19 protein-coding genes are annotated in these 20,347 nt (G+C 31.1%); 9 read left to right on the top strand and 10 right to left on the bottom strand.

Annotated elements, in window-relative coordinates:
- Positions 1-69 precede the first annotated feature (69 nt).
- From DFR85_RS17395 to DFR85_RS17405, 3 genes are all read left to right on the top strand, one after another.
- Positions 70-1,299: an NADP-dependent isocitrate dehydrogenase gene (locus DFR85_RS17395; RefSeq protein ID WP_110269380.1), complete on the top strand. Its 1,230-nt coding sequence runs from the start codon at positions 70-72 to the stop codon at positions 1,297-1,299.
- Positions 1,300-1,786: 487 nt separating this feature from the next.
- Positions 1,787-2,944, top strand: a complete 1,158-nt coding sequence (locus DFR85_RS17400; protein ID WP_110269381.1) for a Cdc6/Cdc18 family protein — start codon at positions 1,787-1,789, stop codon at positions 2,942-2,944.
- 35 nt (positions 2,945-2,979) lie between these two features.
- A complete protein-coding gene (locus tag DFR85_RS17405; protein ID WP_110269382.1) occupies positions 2,980-3,300 on the top strand; it encodes a DUF6788 family protein in 321 nt (106 codons plus the stop codon).
- Here DFR85_RS17405 and DFR85_RS17410 read toward each other — a convergent pair.
- The 4 genes from DFR85_RS17410 to DFR85_RS17425 all read right to left on the bottom strand — a co-directional run bounded on the left by DFR85_RS17410 (position 3,297) and on the right by DFR85_RS17425 (position 5,142).
- Positions 3,297-3,590 (bottom strand): 4a-hydroxytetrahydrobiopterin dehydratase, encoded by a 294-nt coding sequence (locus DFR85_RS17410; RefSeq protein WP_110269383.1) that lies wholly within the window; start codon positions 3,588-3,590, stop codon positions 3,297-3,299. The genes DFR85_RS17405 and DFR85_RS17410 overlap by 4 nt on opposite strands.
- Before the next feature lie 111 nt (positions 3,591-3,701).
- Positions 3,702-4,511 (bottom strand): gamma-glutamylcyclotransferase family protein, encoded by an 810-nt coding sequence (locus tag DFR85_RS17415; protein ID WP_110269384.1) that lies wholly within the window; start codon positions 4,509-4,511, stop codon positions 3,702-3,704.
- Positions 4,512-4,790 carry a hypothetical protein gene (locus DFR85_RS17420; RefSeq protein ID WP_110269385.1) on the bottom strand — a complete coding sequence of 93 codons (279 nt, stop codon included), beginning with the start codon at positions 4,788-4,790 and terminating at the stop codon, positions 4,512-4,514. It abuts the gene before it with no gap.
- Positions 4,774-5,142: an NfeD family protein gene (locus DFR85_RS17425; RefSeq protein WP_110269386.1), complete on the bottom strand. Its 369-nt coding sequence runs from the start codon at positions 5,140-5,142 to the stop codon at positions 4,774-4,776. Before DFR85_RS17425 ends, DFR85_RS17420 begins: the two co-directional genes overlap by 17 nt.
- A 35-nt stretch (positions 5,143-5,177) precedes the next feature.
- Between DFR85_RS17425 and DFR85_RS17430 the strand changes: the two genes are divergently transcribed.
- Genes DFR85_RS17430 through DFR85_RS17445 form a run of 4 tightly spaced genes read left to right on the top strand, consistent with a single transcriptional unit; the run spans position 5,178 to position 8,549 of the window.
- Positions 5,178-6,464 carry a thermopsin family protease gene (locus DFR85_RS17430; RefSeq protein WP_246252966.1) on the top strand — a complete coding sequence of 429 codons (1,287 nt, stop codon included), beginning with the start codon at positions 5,178-5,180 and terminating at the stop codon, positions 6,462-6,464.
- 24 nt (positions 6,465-6,488) lie between these two features.
- Positions 6,489-7,280, top strand: a complete 792-nt coding sequence (locus DFR85_RS17435) for a slipin family protein (RefSeq protein ID WP_110269388.1) — start codon at positions 6,489-6,491, stop codon at positions 7,278-7,280.
- Between the two features lie 4 nt (positions 7,281-7,284).
- Entirely contained in the window at positions 7,285-8,025 is a 741-nt protein-coding gene (locus DFR85_RS17440; protein WP_246252967.1) for a cobalt-precorrin-4/precorrin-4 C(11)-methyltransferase, read from the top strand.
- Positions 8,022-8,549: an SAM-dependent methyltransferase gene (locus DFR85_RS17445; RefSeq protein WP_110269389.1), complete on the top strand. Its 528-nt coding sequence runs from the start codon at positions 8,022-8,024 to the stop codon at positions 8,547-8,549. The genes DFR85_RS17440 and DFR85_RS17445 overlap by 4 nt, the downstream gene beginning before the upstream one ends.
- A 125-nt stretch (positions 8,550-8,674) precedes the next feature.
- On the opposite strand, the gene DFR85_RS17450 is transcribed toward DFR85_RS17445, so the two are convergent.
- The 4 genes from DFR85_RS17450 to DFR85_RS17465 all read right to left on the bottom strand — a co-directional run bounded on the left by DFR85_RS17450 (position 8,675) and on the right by DFR85_RS17465 (position 14,925).
- A complete protein-coding gene (locus DFR85_RS17450; protein ID WP_110269390.1) occupies positions 8,675-9,079 on the bottom strand; it encodes a rhodanese-like domain-containing protein in 405 nt (134 codons plus the stop codon).
- Positions 9,080-9,190: 111 nt separating this feature from the next.
- Positions 9,191-11,392: a glyceraldehyde dehydrogenase subunit alpha gene (gene cutA / locus DFR85_RS17455; RefSeq protein WP_110269391.1), complete on the bottom strand. Its 2,202-nt coding sequence runs from the start codon at positions 11,390-11,392 to the stop codon at positions 9,191-9,193.
- 517 nt (positions 11,393-11,909) lie between these two features.
- Complete coding sequence (locus DFR85_RS17460; RefSeq protein WP_110269392.1) at positions 11,910-12,275, bottom strand: DUF2203 domain-containing protein; 366 nt, start codon at positions 12,273-12,275, stop codon at positions 11,910-11,912.
- 730 nt (positions 12,276-13,005) lie between these two features.
- Positions 13,006-14,925 carry a 4Fe-4S binding protein gene (locus DFR85_RS17465; protein ID WP_246252968.1) on the bottom strand — a complete coding sequence of 640 codons (1,920 nt, stop codon included), beginning with the start codon at positions 14,923-14,925 and terminating at the stop codon, positions 13,006-13,008.
- 143 nt (positions 14,926-15,068) lie between these two features.
- On the opposite strand from DFR85_RS17465, the gene DFR85_RS17470 reads away from it, so the two are divergent.
- Complete coding sequence (locus DFR85_RS17470) at positions 15,069-16,421, top strand: hypothetical protein (protein ID WP_110269394.1); 1,353 nt, start codon at positions 15,069-15,071, stop codon at positions 16,419-16,421.
- Here the strand turns inward: DFR85_RS17470 and DFR85_RS17475 are convergent.
- Complete coding sequence (locus DFR85_RS17475) at positions 16,405-17,259, bottom strand: hypothetical protein (RefSeq protein WP_110269395.1); 855 nt, start codon at positions 17,257-17,259, stop codon at positions 16,405-16,407. The genes DFR85_RS17470 and DFR85_RS17475 overlap by 17 nt on opposite strands.
- A gap of 58 nt (positions 17,260-17,317) precedes the next feature.
- Between DFR85_RS17475 and DFR85_RS17480 the strand changes: the two genes are divergently transcribed.
- Positions 17,318-19,657: a M1 family metallopeptidase gene (locus DFR85_RS17480; RefSeq protein ID WP_110269396.1), complete on the top strand. Its 2,340-nt coding sequence runs from the start codon at positions 17,318-17,320 to the stop codon at positions 19,655-19,657.
- Here the strand turns inward: DFR85_RS17480 and DFR85_RS17485 are convergent.
- Positions 19,644-20,342, bottom strand: a complete 699-nt coding sequence (locus DFR85_RS17485) for a phospholipase D-like domain-containing protein (protein WP_110269397.1) — start codon at positions 20,340-20,342, stop codon at positions 19,644-19,646. The two genes, DFR85_RS17480 and DFR85_RS17485, sit on opposite strands and share 14 nt — an antisense overlap.
- Positions 20,343-20,347: the final 5 nt, after the last annotated feature.

Below are 20,347 nucleotides of genomic sequence, written 5' to 3' on the forward strand. Positions count from 1 at the left end.
TATTACATTTTTTTATAGATATTGAAAAACCATAAGAAAATATAAGACTATATTGCAATGCAAATAATGATGTATACATTTCCAGAAGAAGGCGAAAAGATATCTTTTAAAGATGGTAAATGGATAACACCGAATAAACCAATAGTTCTATATATAGAAGGAGACGGAATAGGTCCAGAAATAACACAAGCTTCTATAAAAGTAATAAACAAGGCAGTAGAAAAAAGTTATGGAAGCTCTAAAGAAATAAAGTGGGTTGAAGTATACGCTGGAGACAAAGCTCAAAATCTGATTGGAGATAGATTTCCTAAGGAAACTAGAGACGCATTAATGAAATACAGAGTAGTTCTTAAAGGACCACTACAAACTCCTATAGGAAAAGGATGGAAATCAGTAAATGTTGAAATGAGGTTAATGCTTGATTTATATGCCAATATACGCCCAGTGAAATACATAAAAGGAATAGAAAGTCCTCTTAAGAATCCAGAAAAAGTAGATCTTATAATTTTTAGAGAAAATACAGATGATTTATATAGAGGTATTGAATATCCGTTTGATTCGAATGAAGCCAAAAAAATAAGGGAATTCTTAAGAAATGAGCTAAATGTAAATATAGAAGATGATACTGGAATAGGAATAAAAGTAATAAGTAAATATAAAACTGAAAGAATAGCTAGAATGGCCTTTAAATATGCTATAGAAAACAAAAGAAGAAAAGTCACAATAATGCATAAGGGAAACGTAATGAAGTATACAGAAGGTAGTTTTATGAATTGGGCCTATGAGGTTGCCCAAAATGAATTTAGAGAAAAAACTATAACCGAAAACGAAATAAATCAAGGAAAAGATCCATCAGACAAGATAATAATAAACGATAGAATAGCTGATAACATGTTTCAACAGATAATAACAAGACCTGAGGATTACGACATAATATTAGCTCCAAATGTAGATGGAGACTACATTTCTGACGCTGCAGGCGCACTAATAGGAAATATAGGACTTTTAGGAGGAGCTAATGTTGGAGACGACGCCGGAATGTTTGAAGCAATACATGGTACTGCACCTAAATATGCTGGAAAAAATGTAGCTAATCCTACAGGGATAATCAAAGGAGGAGAACTAATGTTACGATTTATGGGATGGACTGAAGCAGCAGATCTTATAGAAAAAGCAATAAATACTGCAATAGAAGAGAAAAAAGTTACGCAAGATATAGCAAGATTTCTTGGAGTAAAAGCACTTGGTACAAAAGAATTTGCAAGTGAACTGGTCAACATAATTGACACGCTAAAATAAATATATTAACCCCCCAGTTTTACAGTAAAACAGCAAAGTTTCTTTAGTCATATACCCTAATATTTTTTGAATAACAGTCTTTTATTACATTTTAATATTGGAAAACTATATTCAAAACATATTATTTATGTATGATGCGTTATTATAATGATAATCAGTAATTCCTCATTCCAGATATTACCAAATATATATAACGGAGAGAGTAAAGAAGCATTGTTTTTAGATACCAAAAAATTAGTAAGAAGATATAAGTTTGTATATTTTAAAATTATGAAATTAAAGTCGTGATAAGTGGAGCTGTAAACTTCAAGAAACAGTTGAAATTCACAGAGAGAGTATTAGGGAATTTATATAAAGAAACTCTGTAGATGTACTGTAAAACTGGGGGGTTTCTCTGATGATGTATTACTATTACAGGCTATTACCTAGGTTATACTCTAGATAATATTGGAAACATGATTTAACTGAGGAAACAATTGAAACTGCTGTGATCAGAGAAGCATTAAAAGGTGGCAAAGGAGAGGTAATTAAAAATCCGAAGGTCTTTATTGACCCTTTGTCTGTATTTACTGACATACCTTATAGGGAGGATATAATCAGGGAAACTGCAGTAGCAATTAGATACTTTGTCAAAAACGACGTTAGATTTTCTAATTTGTTTCTTGGGCTTACAGGTACTGGGAAAACCTTTGTAGCTAAATACATGTTTAATGAAATCGAAGAGGTTAGAAAAGAGGACGATGATTATCTAGAAGTTAAACAAGCTTATATTAATTGCAGGGAGGTAGGAGGTACTCCTCAAGCTGTATTGTCTGTTTTGGCTGAAAAATTGAGTAGTGGTATCGTTCCTAGACATGGTGTAAACCTGGGAGAATATATAGATAAAATAAAAAATTCTGTAAAAGGAAAAAAAGCCATAGTATACTTAGACGAGGTAGATACGTTAGTGAAACGAAGAGGTGGGGATATAGTATTATATCAATTATTACGTTCCGATGCAGAAATATCAGTAATAATGATAAGTAATGATATAAATGTTAGGGATTATATGGAACCTAGAGTATTATCTTCACTAGGTCCGTCTGTAATATTTAAGCCATATGACGCAGATCAGTTAAAGGAAATATTAGCAAAATATGCTGAGTATGGTATCTTTAATGGAACTTATACTGATAATGTCTTAGCTTATATTGCCGCAGTTTCTGCTAAGGAACACGGCGATGCTAGGAAAGCTGTAAATCTTCTATTTAGATCTGCGCAATTAGCCTCTGGCGAAGGGTCTATAAAGAAGGAGCATGTTGATAAAGCTATAGTAGAATACGAACAGGAAAGGTTAGTTGAGGCTATAAAATCTCTTCCATTCCATTATAAACTAGCTTTAAGATCTGTTTTAGATACTGATGATGTAGTTACTGCACACAAGATTTACACAGATTATTGTAATAAGCTAAAGCAACGCCCTTTATCATATAGAAGATTTTCCGATATTATTTCTGAGTTAGATATGTTTGGAATAGTAAAGATTAAACTACTTAATAGAGGTAGAGCCGGCGGAATAAAGAAGTATGTAGAAGTACAAGATAAGGATAAGATATTGAAGGCTTTAGATGAGAACATTCTAGATGAAATGGGGTATGAATATTGAAGAAACTCTGAAGTTATACAGTAAGGTGAAATAAGATGCTATGGGAAAAAGTAAAAGATATAGAGGAAAGATTGAATGAAATAAAGCAAGAGAGAGAAAAAATAGAAAAAGAAATAAAAGAATTGCCAGATGGACATATAGACATTAAAAAAATAGGAAACAGAAGTTATTATTACCTAAGATATTGGGAAGAAGGAAAATTGAAAAGCAAATATTTAGGAAAAGATGCTAGTGAAATTGCTGCTAAAGTTAATTTGTGCAATGAGTTAAAGAGAAAATTAGTTTTAGTTAAAGACGAAGAGAAAAGGCTTGAAAAAGCTATAGAAAAGATAAAAAACGCTGTAGAAAACTCTTAAGTTTTAACGTGTGCACTTAATTCGTCCATCTTCTCCGCTAATTGAAAGTCCAGATCGGAGAGACCACCTACGTCATGTGTTGTTAGCTCTACTACAACTCTATTATAATATATACAGACGTCTGGGTGATGGTCTATACTATCAGCTACCGGTTCTACTAAATCTAAGAAGTTAATAGATTGCTTAAAATTGGAGAATTTGAATTCTTTCTTCAGTTTATTATTATCTAATGTCCATCCTTTTAGATTTTTTATTAAAGAATTTATTTCGGCTTCCGAAAGTTTCTTCATATAATAGTACTATCAACAATTAGTTTTAAGTGCGTTTTTTAAATAAGTCTAAATACTTACGAAATCAGACTGGTTCTTTATCTCGTCACCTATCAATTCAGGGCTCACTCATCATGTTAAACCTGAACTTTTACAGGATTCTCCCCATTTTCTTCTTAATCCCTCTTTTATTGCGTTTAAATACTCTTCTCTCGGGGTACCTTGGCCTTCCTTATAATCAGAGACATAAGCTGATGCGAAATATTCTTTACCGTTTTCATCTAAAACCTTCACTGTTTCTCTAAAATACTTTATAAGATGCTCTTCAGCTTTGTCTAGAGAGTTTAAGTCGTCTTCAATCATTAAGTAAATATATCCGCATACTTTACCCTCTGGATCTTCTTTTAAATTTGCGCAATATCCATACTTACACTTTACGTTAAATATTATACTATATCCTGGTAGGACCGCATTTATTTCTTTCAAGATTTTTCTTACACCTCTCTCCTTTAATATCTTAATATTGGTATTTTCGGCATAAGCAAAGTAATTTATTACTCTAGGCATTCCAACATATGCAGAGTAATCTCCACTTTCTATTTTGTCTCTGTATGAGATATCTTGATTATATACATAAAGATATACTCCATCCAAGTAATATTTTCTTTTCTGATCAAAAAATACTCTTGTTTTGTATCTTATGTACAGATCGTCTTCCTTACCCTTATAGTCCTCTACTTCATCCAGTGTTTTCAGTAAACTGTCATTAATTTCATAAACTTCTCCCCATATAATACCGTCTCCCTTTATTACACCTGGATAGCTTCCCAAATCATACATTTCAAATCCTTCTGTAAAACCGTATCCTACAAATCTGCTTTCTTTTAAGAAATGATTTAATTCAAATCCGTATCTTAAACTTCCATAAGCAAATAAATACATTTATTCTCCCTCTATGAATTCTATCCAAAAGCCTAATTCACTATCGTCCATCTTTCTTACTTCCTTTCCATTTTCTATTATTTTTGCATCTATAATCTCGATATAATTATTCTCTTTTTTTCCAGTTATTTCTATTGTTCTATTTACATCTTCTTCTATCCCAGAAGCTTCTGAATATGATGGTGGATAATAAAAGATCTTTATTATAGAATTTTCTTCTTCTATACTATAATTACTAGACGAATATAATTTTTGTAAAGCGTTATACGACAACTTCATTACTATTTGATTTCTTAACAACTAGTTTTAATCCTTGCATGCCAATAACTACTACTGTATCTCCCGCTTCTATGTTTTCATTTGATACTGCTTCCCAATATTCACCATTTACCATTATATATCCTCCTTGATTTGGAGATATATTATCAACAGCTTTTCCAATTTTCCCAACATATGTAAATAAATTTCTTTTTCTAGTCTTAATTATTATATAAAATATTCTATATGATATAAATCCAATAATTATGAACGATGGTATATCAACTAAAGGATCCGAAATGTATCCAGTAACTATGAGAGCTATAAGTACTACTATGATAATTATTATTGGAATAACTATGTGTGCAGCCACAAATTTTTATTTGGTAATTACATATAAATAGCTATATGAAAGCTATCTTTTTGATACTTATTATATTATTGCCGTTAGTATATACTCCTTTCTTTCATTCTCAGTCTACATTAGCTTATCCTACTGGAATGACGTTCTTTCCATTTACATCCAGTATATTGACTAATTTTGTGGAAGGCGTGATAAACGTGTATAACTTGTCTATAGGTAGTTCTTATTTGCCTAATGGTGCATATTTAACTTCTGGTAATGCATCATTACAATTAAATTCAATATTAAATGGAAAATTTTGGGCTCAGAACGTGGCATTATTTCATGAGATTAACTCTAAAGAATTTCTAGTGACTATGGTAGTAAACTTCTGGAATCTTTCTGGTCCGTTTGAAAATTATCCTAACACTACAACTTACGAAGGTTTAGGAGTATATTGTTATCAAGGGCCTTCCTTTATTCTTAAAACTCCATTTTCTCTAATTCTTTACATGAATTCTAGTAACGGTCTTGAATTCGGTTATATAGTAAATAATACACTTCATACATATCTGAAATTACCTTTTCCAGGGGAATTTACTTTAGGCGGATTTACAGCCGGTCTTCCTAACGATTTAGAACTTGTTTGGGGAGGTCCTGGAGGAGGAAGTACAGTATATATAAACGAAGTCGCATCAGAAGAACTATTTTATGAGAGTTCCAATAAACTTTCTATAGTTCCCTCAGCAATTAGTGTTGGATTAGATACTGCTGAGAGCGCATATGGAATTTCTGTAACATCAAATCTGGATAATATATTTCATCCTTTTGCTACTATTTCCAAAGGTTATAATACTCCTTCTATACTTTGGCCTATACCTCCATCAATAACTGTTACTCAAGTTAATAAAACAGTGAATGTAAAAGTCAGTATAAATGGTAAACCATTAGTAAACCAGGAAGTAGAGGTTCTTTATCCTACTTTAACAGGTTTTAAAGTAGGCTATGAAAATATAACAAATTCTTCTGGACTTGTAACATTCCCTAACGCTTCTACTGCTCTCTATATAATTTATTATCCAGGTAATTTTAGTTTGGCTACAGCTTATTCTTTATCATCATCTTCTGCGCCTATACTTCAAAGTATAGCATCAAAATTCATTTCTACTTTTCAAAGCTTAACTAATTTCCTTAAAACTTACAATTTTAAGAAGGCATTAAGTTCAGATTTTAATCACATAAAATATAAAGGATATTCAACATATAACATTAATTTAGTTCTTATAGAATATATATCTGCGTTTGCAATAGGAGTTTTAATATCGGCAATCTTAATTAAATATAAGTTTTAAATCTAGTAAGTTGAATATATATTAATGAGCGATTTAGGTTTAATAATAGGTTTAGTTTTCCTGTTAATAATAGTTCTTGTATTTGTAGGTCTGTCTTTTAGGATAGTTAAAGAATGGCAAAGAGCAGTAGTTTTAAGGTTAGGAAGAGTTTTGGGAGTTAAAGGGCCAGGAATAATTTTTCTTATTCCTTTTGTTGATAGACCCGTAGTAGTAGATTTAAGAATAAATAACGTTGATATTCCACCGCAAACTATGATTACTAAGGATAACGTTACTCTATCTATAGACGCTGTAGTATACTATAAGGTTGTGGATACAATAAAGGCTGTAGCGAATATATCCAATTATAATTCAGCCGTTGTAAATATTGCGCAAACTTCGCTAAGAGACATTATAGGGCAAATGAGTCTAGATGAGGTTTTAAGTGAAAGAGAATCAATAAATAAGAAGCTTCAAGAGATATTAGATAGTTATACTGAAGGCTGGGGAGTTAAAGTAACAGCGGTAACGGTTAGAGATGTTAAGTTACCTGCTGATTTAAGTACTGCTATGGCTCAATATGCAGCAGCCGATAGATTAAGAAAAGCTAAAGTTATCCTAAGTGAAGGAGAGAGACAAGCATCGACAATCTTAGCTGACGCATCAAAATCTTATAAGGAAAATCCAATAGCACTTCAATTGAGGTTCTTAGAAACTCTTTCAGATATTTCTCAAAAAGGAGGTTTAATTATAGTAGTACCAGCAGGACAAGAAATATATCCTACTTTATCAACAGCTGTTTCAGCAGGTCTTGTTAACTATAAGAAAGGCGAATGAGCTTTTGAAGGTCTTTCTAATTGGTGTTGGTCCTGGAGATCCCGAGTTATTGACGTTAAAGGCCTATAGGATAATTAAAGAATCTGATGTCATTTTCTATACAGGATCATTAATAAGTCCTGAAATTAAGGAGTTTTTTGTAAATAAGGAATCTTTTGATACCTCTAAAATGACTATAGATGAAATCACAGATAAAGTTTATAATAGACTCCTAGAAAACAAAAAAGTCTCAATTTTGCATGATGGAGATCCATCAATTTATGGTGCAATTAGTGAGCAAATATATTCACTCGAAAATAAGGGTATAAATGTGGAAATAATTCCAGGGATAAGTTCATTCCAACTTTCATCTTCTTTATTGGGACTCGAATTAACTTGCCCTCAAGGACCTCAAAGTATTATAATAACTAGATTACCATATAGAACAAATTATGAAAAGAAACTGTTATTATCGAAAAATGCGTCTATAATAATTTTTCTTTCTATTCATTTAATAGATAAAGTGAAGCAGCAACTCTTAGAAGTTTTTCCAGAAGATTTTCCATTTGCGGTTGTATATCATGCTGGATGGAAAGATCAGAAGATAGTAACTGGTGTAATAAAAGATATAGATAAAGTAGTTAAGTCAAATAAAATTTATAAAACGGCATTAATACTAATAAGTGAATGCTTAAAAAGAATTGAAAGGCACAGTAATCTTTATTCTGAGAACTTTACCCACTCATATAGGAGATCAACAAAATGAAACTATTTGGTATAGGCGTTGGTCCTGGAGATCCCGAGTTATTGACGTTAAAGGCCTATAGGATAATTAAAGAATCTGATGTAGTAATAGTTCCATTTAGTTCCAAAAAGATAACTTATAACATAGTGAAAGATCTTATAGCAAATAAGGATATTATAAAATTTGATCTTCCTATAAGAAAAGGTGAGGAAGCTTATAAAAAACTAATAGAAAATATTAGAGGCTATAATAAAGTTGCATACTTAACTTTAGGAGATCCGGCATTTTATAGTTCTTTCTATAGGCTAGCAAAATTTTTAGAACCTTATGAGGTTATCCCTGGAATTACGTCTTTTTCGTGGTGTTCTGCTATAAATAAAATACCTATAGCATTAGGCAAAGAAAATGTTCTAATAACTACACAATATCAAGAAAATGATAAAATAGATAATATAATCTTAATGAAAAATCAAGACAAATTTGGAGTATCGTGTGGTAACGGATATTTTACAGTTTCCCTTATCAAAAAACATCCTTATTATTGAATAGCTGATAAAACTAGATATTCTTCTAAATCTATATATTCTTCATATCTGCACATTTTTCATCAATATTACTTCTTAGCATCATTGTTTAAAAATACTAGCCTAAGGGATCTATAGACAAATGTCTATTGATTTATCTCCTTATCTAACCATTCTTGCCATTTTATACCATTTTCGTCTATTCCACTTTCTATTTCATATCCCATTGAAATCCAGCTCATCATACCTCCTAGCATATTAATAGTTTTCTTCTTGTATAAGTGAGGCATACCATATGTAGCATACCTGGACCTATTGCCATGTTCGCATACTACTGCGATCTCCTTATCCTGAATATATTTAGATAAAATCTCTAGATAATCCAAAGGTATTAACAAAGCGCCGGGTATATGATGATCTTCATACTCTTCTGGAGTTCTTACATCAACTAATGTTATTTGATTTTTTTTCCATAATTTCCTCACTATAGACGCAGGTAAGTCTATAATATGTCTAAAATATGGAGAAGAGTAGTTCTCTATAACTTGCATAAATTGATTTTCTTTAACGAGGTTAAAAAATCTTCTATATAAATTACATAAAATTTATTTTTATAAAAAATTTTTATAAAGATTTAAAAGATTTAGATTATATTAGTTTAATTAAAAATATAAGTCAGTTATAACAGGTAATTCTGTGACCTTTTTCCCTATAGCTTTTTCTATAGCTCTTGCTATAGCAGGCAATGTTCCTATTGCGGCTCCTTCTCCGATTCCCTTACTAGGTAGTGGAGCTTCAGACATACCTTTCTCTATATATTCCCAACTAATGTTAAATGACTCTACTGCTGTAGGTATCATATAGTCGCCAAATGATCCAGTAAGTAGATTTCCTTCGTTATCATAAGTTATTTTCTCTAATGTGGACTCACCAAAACCTTGAATTACCCCGCCCATGACCTGTCCCTCAGCTAACATTGGATTTACTACAAGTCCTATATCATCTATTGCATGATATTCTAAGACTTTTACGTTCCCAGTATCCTCTATCTCTACCATTGCAATATGGCTGCCGTAAGGAAAAGTCAAGTTATCTAAACCAAAGTATGCAGTGGCTTCTAAACCTGGTTCTTCTTTATATTGCCAAACTCCTCCTAAGGTTGCCATTCCCTTCTCTGAGATTTCCTTAAGTGTCATGAACTCCCCGGTTTTAGGATTTATAACCTTCCCATTATCATATTTTAGTTCCTGTATATCACTTTTCATAAATTGCGAAGCTAAACGAATTGCCTTATCCTTTACTTTTCTGGCAGCTAATAGTGCAGCATTTCCAGCTAATGTTAGACTTCTACTGCCATATGTTCCAAAGCCTTCTCCAATAGCATTAGTATCTCCCCATATTATTTCTACATTGTCTAGGTCTATTCCCAATTCTTCTGCTACTATCTGTGCAATGCCAGTAGCAGTTCCTTGGCCATGAGGTGCTGCGCCTATTATAACTGTAACTTTTCCATCGCCTCTGACTCTTACTGATGCACTTTCCCATGGTCCGAAGTTATTTTCTTCGAGATAAAATGAAAATCCAACTCCTACTCTTCTTCCTTTTTTCTTCTCTTCTTCAGCTTTGTTTTCCAGTTCTCTATAAATTTTTTCTGCTTTATTTAATAAATAAGTATAATCTCCATTATCATATTTTATCCCAAATGGATTAACATATGGTGTAGTTTTAATAATATTCTTTCTTCTAATTTCTATTTCATCTATTTTTAACTCGTCTGCAAGAATATCCATTATCCTTTCTATGACAAATGTAGCTTCTGGTCTTCCTGCACCTCTATACTGATCTAATGGTGTCTTATTAGTGTATACTCCATAAACTTCAGCTTTTATGTTAGGTATTACATAAGGTCCAGGTAACATTGTTGATGAAATATCAGCTAAATAGTAACCATGAGATGCTGCTCCTAAATCAATTATAACATTATCTATTATTCCTTGTAGTGTTCCATCTTTTTTAGCTCCTACTTTTATTTTATGAATTTGTCCTCTTCCATGATACGTCTGTCTTATATCTTCACTTCTTGTTGCTATCCATTTTATTGGTTTTTCAAAAATTATACTAGCGTATGCAGTTATATAATCCTCTGGATAAGGGAAAAGTTTTGAACCAAAGGCTCCACCTACATCAGCTTGTATTACTCTAATATCCTTTATCATATTTCCTAATGATTCGAGTAAATATCTTCTCATATAATGTGGAGACTGAGTAGAAGCATAAATTGTAAGAAATCCTTGTTGATAAATTGAAAGTAGACCTCTAGGTTCCATTGCGGCTGGGTATACTCTATTTAAAACGAATTTTTCTTCTATCTTAATATCTGATTCTTCTAATGCTTTTTCAGGATTTCCAGCTGAATATGTTTTTCTATACGCTATATTACTTCTGCCTTCAACTGCTTTCACATCATCTTTCAAAGCAATTTCTGGATCTATTACAGAGCTCAAAGGTTCATAATCTATCTGAACTAATTCTACAGCATCTTGAACTACATATCTATCAGTACCTACTATTGCTACTATTGGTTGTCCTACATATAACAACTCGTTTGTTGCCATAGGGAAATTCGTTGGTCTGTTCTCTACTTTTAAATTTAATCCGCTTATTACACCGACTATTCCATTTAACTTAGTAGCATCAGAATAGTCTACACGTTTTAAGATTCCATGGGCAATAGGACTTCTTACTATTGCTAAATATAGTGTTCCAGGATATTCTATGTCGTCTATATATCTTCCTTCTCCTGTTATTAGCTTTGGATCTTCTTTCCTCTTTATCCTTTGCCCAATATATCTATACTGAGACATCAAAGTAGATTAAAGAATAATGGATTTTAAATTATCTTATTGAAAATGATTTTAAGAGAACCAAAATTTAGATTGGTTAAATAGATAACCTCAGTACTAGTTGAAAATTCTTAATGTTATAGTCCTTAATTATCCATAGATTAGCGTATTAGTTTAAATGAATGTAAGAAATCGCTCTGAATATTATGTCTACCCTCTTGTAAGATTAGCGTTGATATTCTTTATAGGTTCTATATCGGAATTAATACTTGAGAATTTATCTAATATTATTTCTAAGTTAACAATAAGAAGCTATTTGACACTTATGTTAGAGAAGAATTAATAAGACTGTAATAAAATGTTAATTAAAATTGTTATTTATTCTTGTGAAAAATACTCAGTTTATAATTTTAGTAAACTCTTTTTCTATGCTTTATAACGAAACAAAGTGATTGAAGCGAGAGTGTAGAAACAAATTGTCAGAAAGTTTAAACTTTAAGTAACATAAGATATTTTAAAGTAGTTCTCATCTTTAAGTCTAAAGAAAACTTAATATATTTTCTTTTCCTGTTATTGGCTTCCTTCCTATGTACCCTTCTTCTGCATAATGCCAAAATTTTATGTCTTCTTCATCAATTTTCCAGCAAAGATATGCCGGCCTATCATTTATTATAGCAGGAAAATCAACTAATCCTAGATCAGGATCCCTAATAATTATTCCTTTTTTAGTAATTTCCTTAATTATTTTATCAACATTTAATATGTACTTTTCTATTTCCTTTTTATTTCCATTAACCAGTACTTCTTCAGTATTGTATTTTATTTCTTTAAGTTTTAGTAATCTCTCTTTTAGCCAAGGTAATATCTCTCTAGCAGTACTTAAATCAAAGTAAATGTAATCCATATATATTATCTTTGATATTCTTATATTATAAAATGTTTTATCTGTATTGGGGTTAATGGGGGTCGGACTTTCATAGAGGTTTCATGAATTTGTATTCGACCTCTCGTCCTCATGCCCCTTATTTCTCTCCCCATGCCGTCTACGGGAGCGGTAGTTAAACCACTCCCTTCAAGGACATAGGGAGCCTCATCGAACCCATCCTCCCCCTCACATTGCTCATCGAGTTCATTGTAGGGCTCTCTTCTACATGATAGTATGTAACTACAAAATTTATAAACTCTCATGAGAAGAGCTAGGAATGTTAAATGATATCAAATGACATAAAATTCACGGTTTATCTGAAACTGTTGACGACGGCGGAAGATCCCATCCGTGAGGTGGAGGATGGATAACCCACTTTGTAAAGCTTAAATAATTCTTTTTCAAATATTCTCTTAATGACACTCACTGACGGAGTAAGCGTTACCGCCTTGGTTAAAGCGAGGGTCCATATGGTACGCCTCTGCTCCAATCAATAGTTCCATATTGAGACACCGTAGGTTCACTGCTCGGGGTCGGAACGATAGTGCCTGTGGAGCTCCGCCCTCTGGCAAGGTGGGGCTTTGAAGCAGGAAGCCACGTCCGTTAGGGCCTGGTAGTTCACAAACAAGGATTTAAGATAAGATAAAAGTGGTATTATAAAATGATGTACCTTACAAGGGCTGACTGATGAAGAGCCGGTCCTTTCTGATCATTTCTTTTTAAATAACCTTGTAATATCATATATTTCTAAGTTATTTTTTGGACATGCTTCTACACAATCTCCACATCCAACGCAACTAATTCTATTGCTAAATCCTTTTGATAGTATATCTTTTCTTATTTCAATTTTAATAGGGCAAGCCTTTTCACATTGTATGTTATTACATACTCTACAATCCTCTACATTTTTTGCTTTTATCTTAAATATTATTTTATTAAATAATCCTACAAAAGTTCCGAATCCACACCATCCTTGTCTAGAGCAAGAATATGTACCAAATATAGGCGTTAAAAAGAAGAAGAACCACCATATATAATTTAATGTGAACATTCCAAATATATCCAAAGGATTTATAGCTGTCATTCCAATATGAGGTACTTTGGTTATTCCTAATTCCATACTGGACCAATATCCAAAAGTAATCAGCATTAGTGTGAACGGAATCCATCTAAAGTAATCCCAAAATCTGTAATTTTTCTTCGGCTTAAATTTATCATAGAATATATTTGTCCACATATGAGCAGACATGCACGCTAAATTGCAATAAGCTCTTTTGCCAAATAAGATAGACGCTATAATTATAGCAATTATTGATATTGAGAATCCTATTAATGTTACAGGGAATATCATACCACTCATCCCAAATATATAAAAGTCTGTATAGTATGGGATTAACCAAACAAATATTGGCATTCCTATCATTATTGCTATAGCCCAATACTTAATTTGTGAATTTTTACTTATTTTAAATCTCTCATAAACAAGGTATATCATTTCCGCTCCCATCATTATTACATAGAATGGCATCATAGTGGTCATCATAATAAGAATATAGGAACCCCAGAAAGTAGCGAAAATAATATTGTGACTATTCATTAATACATCTTTAAAAGACATTATTGTCATTGATAATGGATTCATTGGGAAGATCCACCAATATGGATTAGTGAAAGGACTTCTCATTGGCATTTTCATAGATTCCATGTGATGCGTCATAAAGATAGAGTTGGTAATGTTGAATCCTAGAACGCTTTCTCCAAATCCCATAGTAAGTTCTGCTAGATTTATTAAAATTAGAAAAATGAACGGATATTTTATTCCTATATTAATCTTTCTATCAGAAAATCTATAGAATATAAGAATGAAATACCATATCATAGAAAGTATCATAGAAATTGAAATTATGTAAAGATCTTTATAAGCAGCATAAGCTGAGAGACCTAACATCATAAAGAAATCAAATCCAGCTAGAGAAATTGATAAGAGTTGCATGTTGAAGGATATTCTTCTTATTTCAATTAAGTATAACATTATAATATTTATAATCATAATGATAGATGATACTGTAGAACCTACTAAACTCAAGTAAGTTCTAAATGTCAAAAAGATATTTGGCATAAAGGCCATTGACGCAGCAAAAGAAAATAGAGCAAATTCTCTTATGTTCTTTATAGAGGAAATTGCAAGGAAGAATATAGCATCACTAAGCATCATTATCCCGAAGGCTATATTACTTACTGAAGAAATTAAGGGATTTAATCTAGGGCCAAAAGCAGAGGAAAAGGCGTATCCCATTGCTAATTCGTCCAATACTATTGTAAATGCCAATGTTATAGATGCTACCTTATCTGCTCTCCACTGGATTGATGAATCTTTGAGCTTAACTGAAAGCACTGCTGGAATTGAAGCTAAAAGTAGGCTAATTGGTTCTGAAAATATAGAACCTTTATAGAATATTATATATCCTATATCTGCAGCCTCTACTGCCATATAGAGGAGTATCGAGGAGATGAAGAATATTACTCTTCTTGTTACTAAGCTTCTACGTAGTACATAGAACAATATTATGAAATCAGCTATCATCATTCCAACAATATATACGAGGATTGCTATTTGTAAAGGATTCATAGTATCAAATGAAATAGATCTACATTATAAACTTTTATTTATAAAATGTTAATTTTGCTAAATGTTTCTGTAAATTTATCAGCTAAATAAAATCAAATAATATGGGAATAAATATATCTTTTAACACTATAAGTATTGTTTGAATGAAAAAGATAATAAGAGAGGTAATTTCGTCTATACAAAAAAATACTTCTGGAGTAATTGTACTTCCTGGATTAAATGTTGATATATTAAGTAAAATTTTTGAAAGTATTTCTGGCAAATACTTACTTATAAGCAAGAGAAATGGTATAGATGTTTTACGTAACTATGTAGATGTTTCAAGTAAACCGTTAAAAGGTTATACTAAATACATAATTGATACCGCACATTTTTTTCCAGAATATGCAAATAAAGATGGATATATTTTAATTACGGAGTCACCTACAAGAGATATTATCAATAGTAATATCTTGCGTATATACCACTCAGAAAATTTAATAAAGAAAAAATATCTAGAACCTTTCAGAATAATTAGATACACTCCAAATAAATTACTGTCTCAACATAAAGGGTATAATAATCGAGTAGAAGTTTTGAAAGACATTTCTATAAAATATCCAAATGCAACAATTCTAGCATCCAATTCGATTGAGAATGGAGAATTACAAAAAGAAGGAATAAGTTCTGTTTTAGATATGAATGATATAAATACTAATAACGTAATTTTATCTAGAGAGCTAGAATCAATTCCTGGGTATTTATTTTTGCGTAATAAATTATGGGGAGGGACATTAATAGATTTGACAGATACTACTGAAAAATTTGAAAATTGGGAAAAAATAAGATTAGGTGAATTAGGCTTTTATAATGCCAATAAATATGATTTCGAAGGATATGAGTCATTTAATTTGGAACAAGTTAAAAACTTTACCTTAAAGTATGATGGGGAGAGTATAATTAAACCTAGATCTAATATTCCTAGTTTAATAATTAAAGACAGAAAACTTTTCCTTAAAGAAAAAAATCTAGGCGAGTTTGATACAAAGTCCAGGAAAGTAATTATTAAGATAAATTGTAGATCTATCCAAACATTTGCTTTATCTAAGCTTTCTTTAAGTCCATTTATTTCTCCCTTATCTACTGGAAGATGTAGTCTGCTAATGGCTTGTGTTGAGGTTTTTCAAGATAAGGATTTATGTACAAGAGTAGCTTTTGAAGGATTTCTCAAAATTAGAGATTATATTAGTAACTTATATAGCTCAAATATAGGTAAAATATTGTCATCTATTGTTACAAGAAAACTAATAGTTGATATAACCAAATCTAAAAGAATATTAAGTATAAATATTTCTGGAAAAAATATAGTTCTTGAACTTAATAGGAATGGAAATTATATAACTATAAGTTGTGATAGTTGTTCTAAAAAAACAAAAATAAGAATAAGAGGCGATATTAACTCAACTAGATACATTCTTATAAATTCCTTATATGATATCATCAAAAATGAGATATAGTTATAATATTTCCTAACATGAAATCTTTATCGTTTGTAGAAATTATTAGTTTAGATTTGTTATTTTTTATTAAATTAATCAGTTTTACTTTGAATTCGTTACTTAAATTTGCTTCTGGATCTTCAATGATAAAGTATCCATTTGAAGTTTCTAAGAGAAATTTCAATGGAAATAAACTTAAAGTATCTGGGCTTGCATTATAACCTGAAACATTATTTATCATAATTCCATCGCTTGCAGAAGTTAATTCATTCCCGAAAATATCATAGTTTACTCCTTCAGGAATTACTATAGAATTAATAAATTCTGAAACTATTCCTAAAGTTTTAGGTATGCCTGGAGTGCCCTCATTATGTAATATTAAAAATTTATGAAAAGCAGCTATAAGTCCAGATCTGTTACCAAGGATTATATATGGTTTTAGCTTCGGTATAGAGTTAAAATAGTATGAGTCTAATTTTACTAATCCTGATAACGAATTTTCTACATCGGGTATATCAAGTAATTTTACCTTTACAAAAATATTTTGTGTATCTAAATTTCCCTCTATAGAAATTTTGTCTGTGTTTATTTCGAATCTCATGTTATTGAATTTAATTCTTTCTAATTCCATATCAGATTTTAATATATCAAGAAATTTTATTTCGAATTCTTTTTTCCAAGCTTCTAAAATATTATCCTTAATTGAAATCCCATATAAACGTGGCATTGAATATAGAGTTTTCAGAATATAATATACTGCCCTATCTATTTGATACCTATCTGAAGAGCCAGTCAATGTGACTATTTGATCTTTTATGCTGACATGCTCTTTGCCGTAGTAAATATTGATCTCCATAATATCATAATGGATATATAGAAAGTAAATTTTTAACTTAAATTTAAGCTAGGACTTCATGGAAGTTAAATATTACCAGGTATTTTTAGATTTCGATTTTAATGAATTATACTATAGAGGAAACGAAAAAATAATAATAAATACTGAAGATAAGGTAACGCTAGATCTTGACGGAATCAAGATTTTATCAGTTAAAGTTGATGGAAAAACTGTAAAATATACATTAGATGACCAAAGTCTCATAATAGATTCTGGCAAATTTTCTGGGACTTTAGATATAGATTTTGAAGGAAAAGTTAGGGATGATCTTGTTGGAATATATAAAGCTCCATACAATGGCTCATATATTATAACTACTCAGTTTGAATCCACGCATGCTAGGAAATTTATACCATGTGTAGATAATCCTTCATATAAGGCAGAATTTAAGTTAATTGTTAAGGTAGATAAAGATCTAGATGTAATATCTAATATGCCTATAGAGAGAATTACAAATGAAGGAAGTAAGAAGACTGTAGAGTTCTACAAAACACCTAAGATGTCTACGTATTTACTGTATTTAGGTATTGGGAAATTTGAGGAATATCAACTCGGAGAGACTCCCAAAATAATTGTGGCTACAGTACCAGGTAAAATTTCGAAGAGTAAAATCCCTGCTGATTATGCGCTTAGATTTATTCGTTTTTATGAAAATTACTTTGGGATAAAGTATGTAATGCCCAAAGTTCATCTTATAGCAGTTCCAGAATTTGCTTTTGGAGCTATGGAAAATTGGGGAGCTATAACATTTAGAGAAACTGCTCTATTAGCAGATGAAAATTCTGCATTTAAGCAAATTAGAAGAGTAGCAGAGGTTGTAGCTCATGAATTAGCTCATCAGTGGTTTGGCGACTTAGTAACGATGAAATGGTGGAACGATTTATGGTTGAACGAAAGTTTTGCTACATTTATGAGTTATAAGGCGGTTGATTCTAATTTCTCTGATTGGGATTTTTGGGGAGAATTTATATCGGAAGAAACATCTGGCGCTATGTTAAAGGATTCTTTACATATAACTCATCCTATTGAAGTTGAGGTTAAATCTCCATCAGAGATAGAACAAATTTTCGATGATATAAGCTATGGTAAAGGGGCCAGCATTCTAAGAATGATAGAAGCCTATTTAGGTAAGGAAGATTTTCAGAAAGGTATAAGAGACTATTTAGAAGCTCATAAGTTTGGTAACGCAGAAGGAAAAGATCTATGGCAAAGTTTAGAAGTAGCTTCTGGAAAACCTGTCTCTAGAATAATGCCGGAATGGGTTACTAAAGAAGGATATCCTATAGTATTTGTTAAAACAAATGGAAATAGCATAGAACTTAGTCAAAAGAGATTTATGCTTTCTGGTTTGGAGGATAAGGTATATCCTATTCCATTAACTATAGAGATAAATGGTAAAAAAGAGTCTATTCTACTAGATAAGGATAAGGATATAATTAATTTTGGTGAGGATATAAAGTCATTAAAATTAAACCTCGATAGAACTGGAATGTACAGAGTTTACTATGATAATCTAGATTTATTCTGGAACTCTAATCCAAACCATTTTGAAAGATTTGGATTAGTTAACGATTATTTTAATCTATTACTTTCAGGTAATATACAAGTTAACGATTATTTTAAAATTATAAATCATGAGATGAATGAGCAAAACTATTTACCTGCAATGGAAATTTCTGATCAACTATTTACATTATATCAGATAAATTCTGATAAATATAGAAAAATTGCTTATGACTTTCACTCTTCTATGGTACAAAAATTCGAAAACGCAAAAAGTTCATTAGATAAGTTAGCCTTTGGAACTATTGCAGAGAGATTCATTAAAATAAGTGATGAATATGCGAGAAAGATATCTGAAGAGTTTTATAATTATGATAAATTAGACCCTGACATAAAGGACGCAGTGGTCGAGGCTTATGCTATAGTAAAAGAAGATGAGTCATTAGATACATTGCTAGAGAAATATAGAAAAGAAAAATTTGATGAGGACAGAATGAGATATTTAAAGGCTCTCTTATCATATAAGAAATCTTATCTAGTTGTTAATAATTTGAGTTTAGCTTTAACAGGAGAGATTAAAAAACAGGATGTAATAACAGTAATTTCTAACAGTATTGTATATCCTGAAGTAAGATACGCAGTATGGACATGGCTTAAAACAAATATTCAGTTTATAGCTAGAATATATCAGGGAACTGGAATACTTGGAAGGGTTATGTCTAATGTTATACCTATTTTAGGATTAGGAAGAGAAACTCAAGTAGAGGACTTCTTTAGTAAAAACAAAGTTTCAGGAGCAGAAAAAGGAATATTACAAGGATTAGAAATTTTAAAAGCGTATTCTAAGCTTGCATAGATGTTATTTTTTCTATAAATGTTAATGCCTTTTCTTTGCTTACTTCTTCTATAAAATCTATTTCTTTATTATTTTTAATATCTACTGAAGTAGACGTTATTATAGCCTTATCGTCTGCTACAAGTATAGAAAAACCTGGAGGATTCTGTAATTCTACTACCTCAAGATACTTAGACAAGTGTTGTCTAATATCATTATATTGGCCTTTAATTTTTTCTAATTCTTGTTCCTTTAAGGAATATTCATACTTATAGGACTTTACTTTATTTCTCGAAATGACTACTGAAATTACGATTACTATTATACCTGTAATAATTTCCGTAATAAGGTAAAGGGATACAGTGTAAGTCTTCAAGAAAGTAATAATGCTAATTGCAACAAATATAGTCATGACAATATATGGAAATCTTTCAAAGAATAAAATTCTATTTAATAATGCAGATAACTCTTTATTAAATCTTCTTTCCTCGTCGTAACCATAAGAATTTTTCCTATTTTCTAGCCATCTAGACCAATTCCTATCTGAAGTAATTACCTTCGATCTAACTCCACTACCTGCTTTTCTTTCAATATCTTCAACTATTGCGTCATTTAATTTATCAGAAAGTAAAACTATTGATATAGTGGCTCCATTTATAAACGACCTAATTTCATCATATATATCTTGGGCTACTTTTAGTTCCATTTTGG

It is taken from the genome of Acidianus brierleyi, from assembly GCF_003201835.2.
Lineage (GTDB): Archaea > Thermoproteota > Thermoprotei_A > Sulfolobales > Sulfolobaceae > Aramenus > Aramenus brierleyi.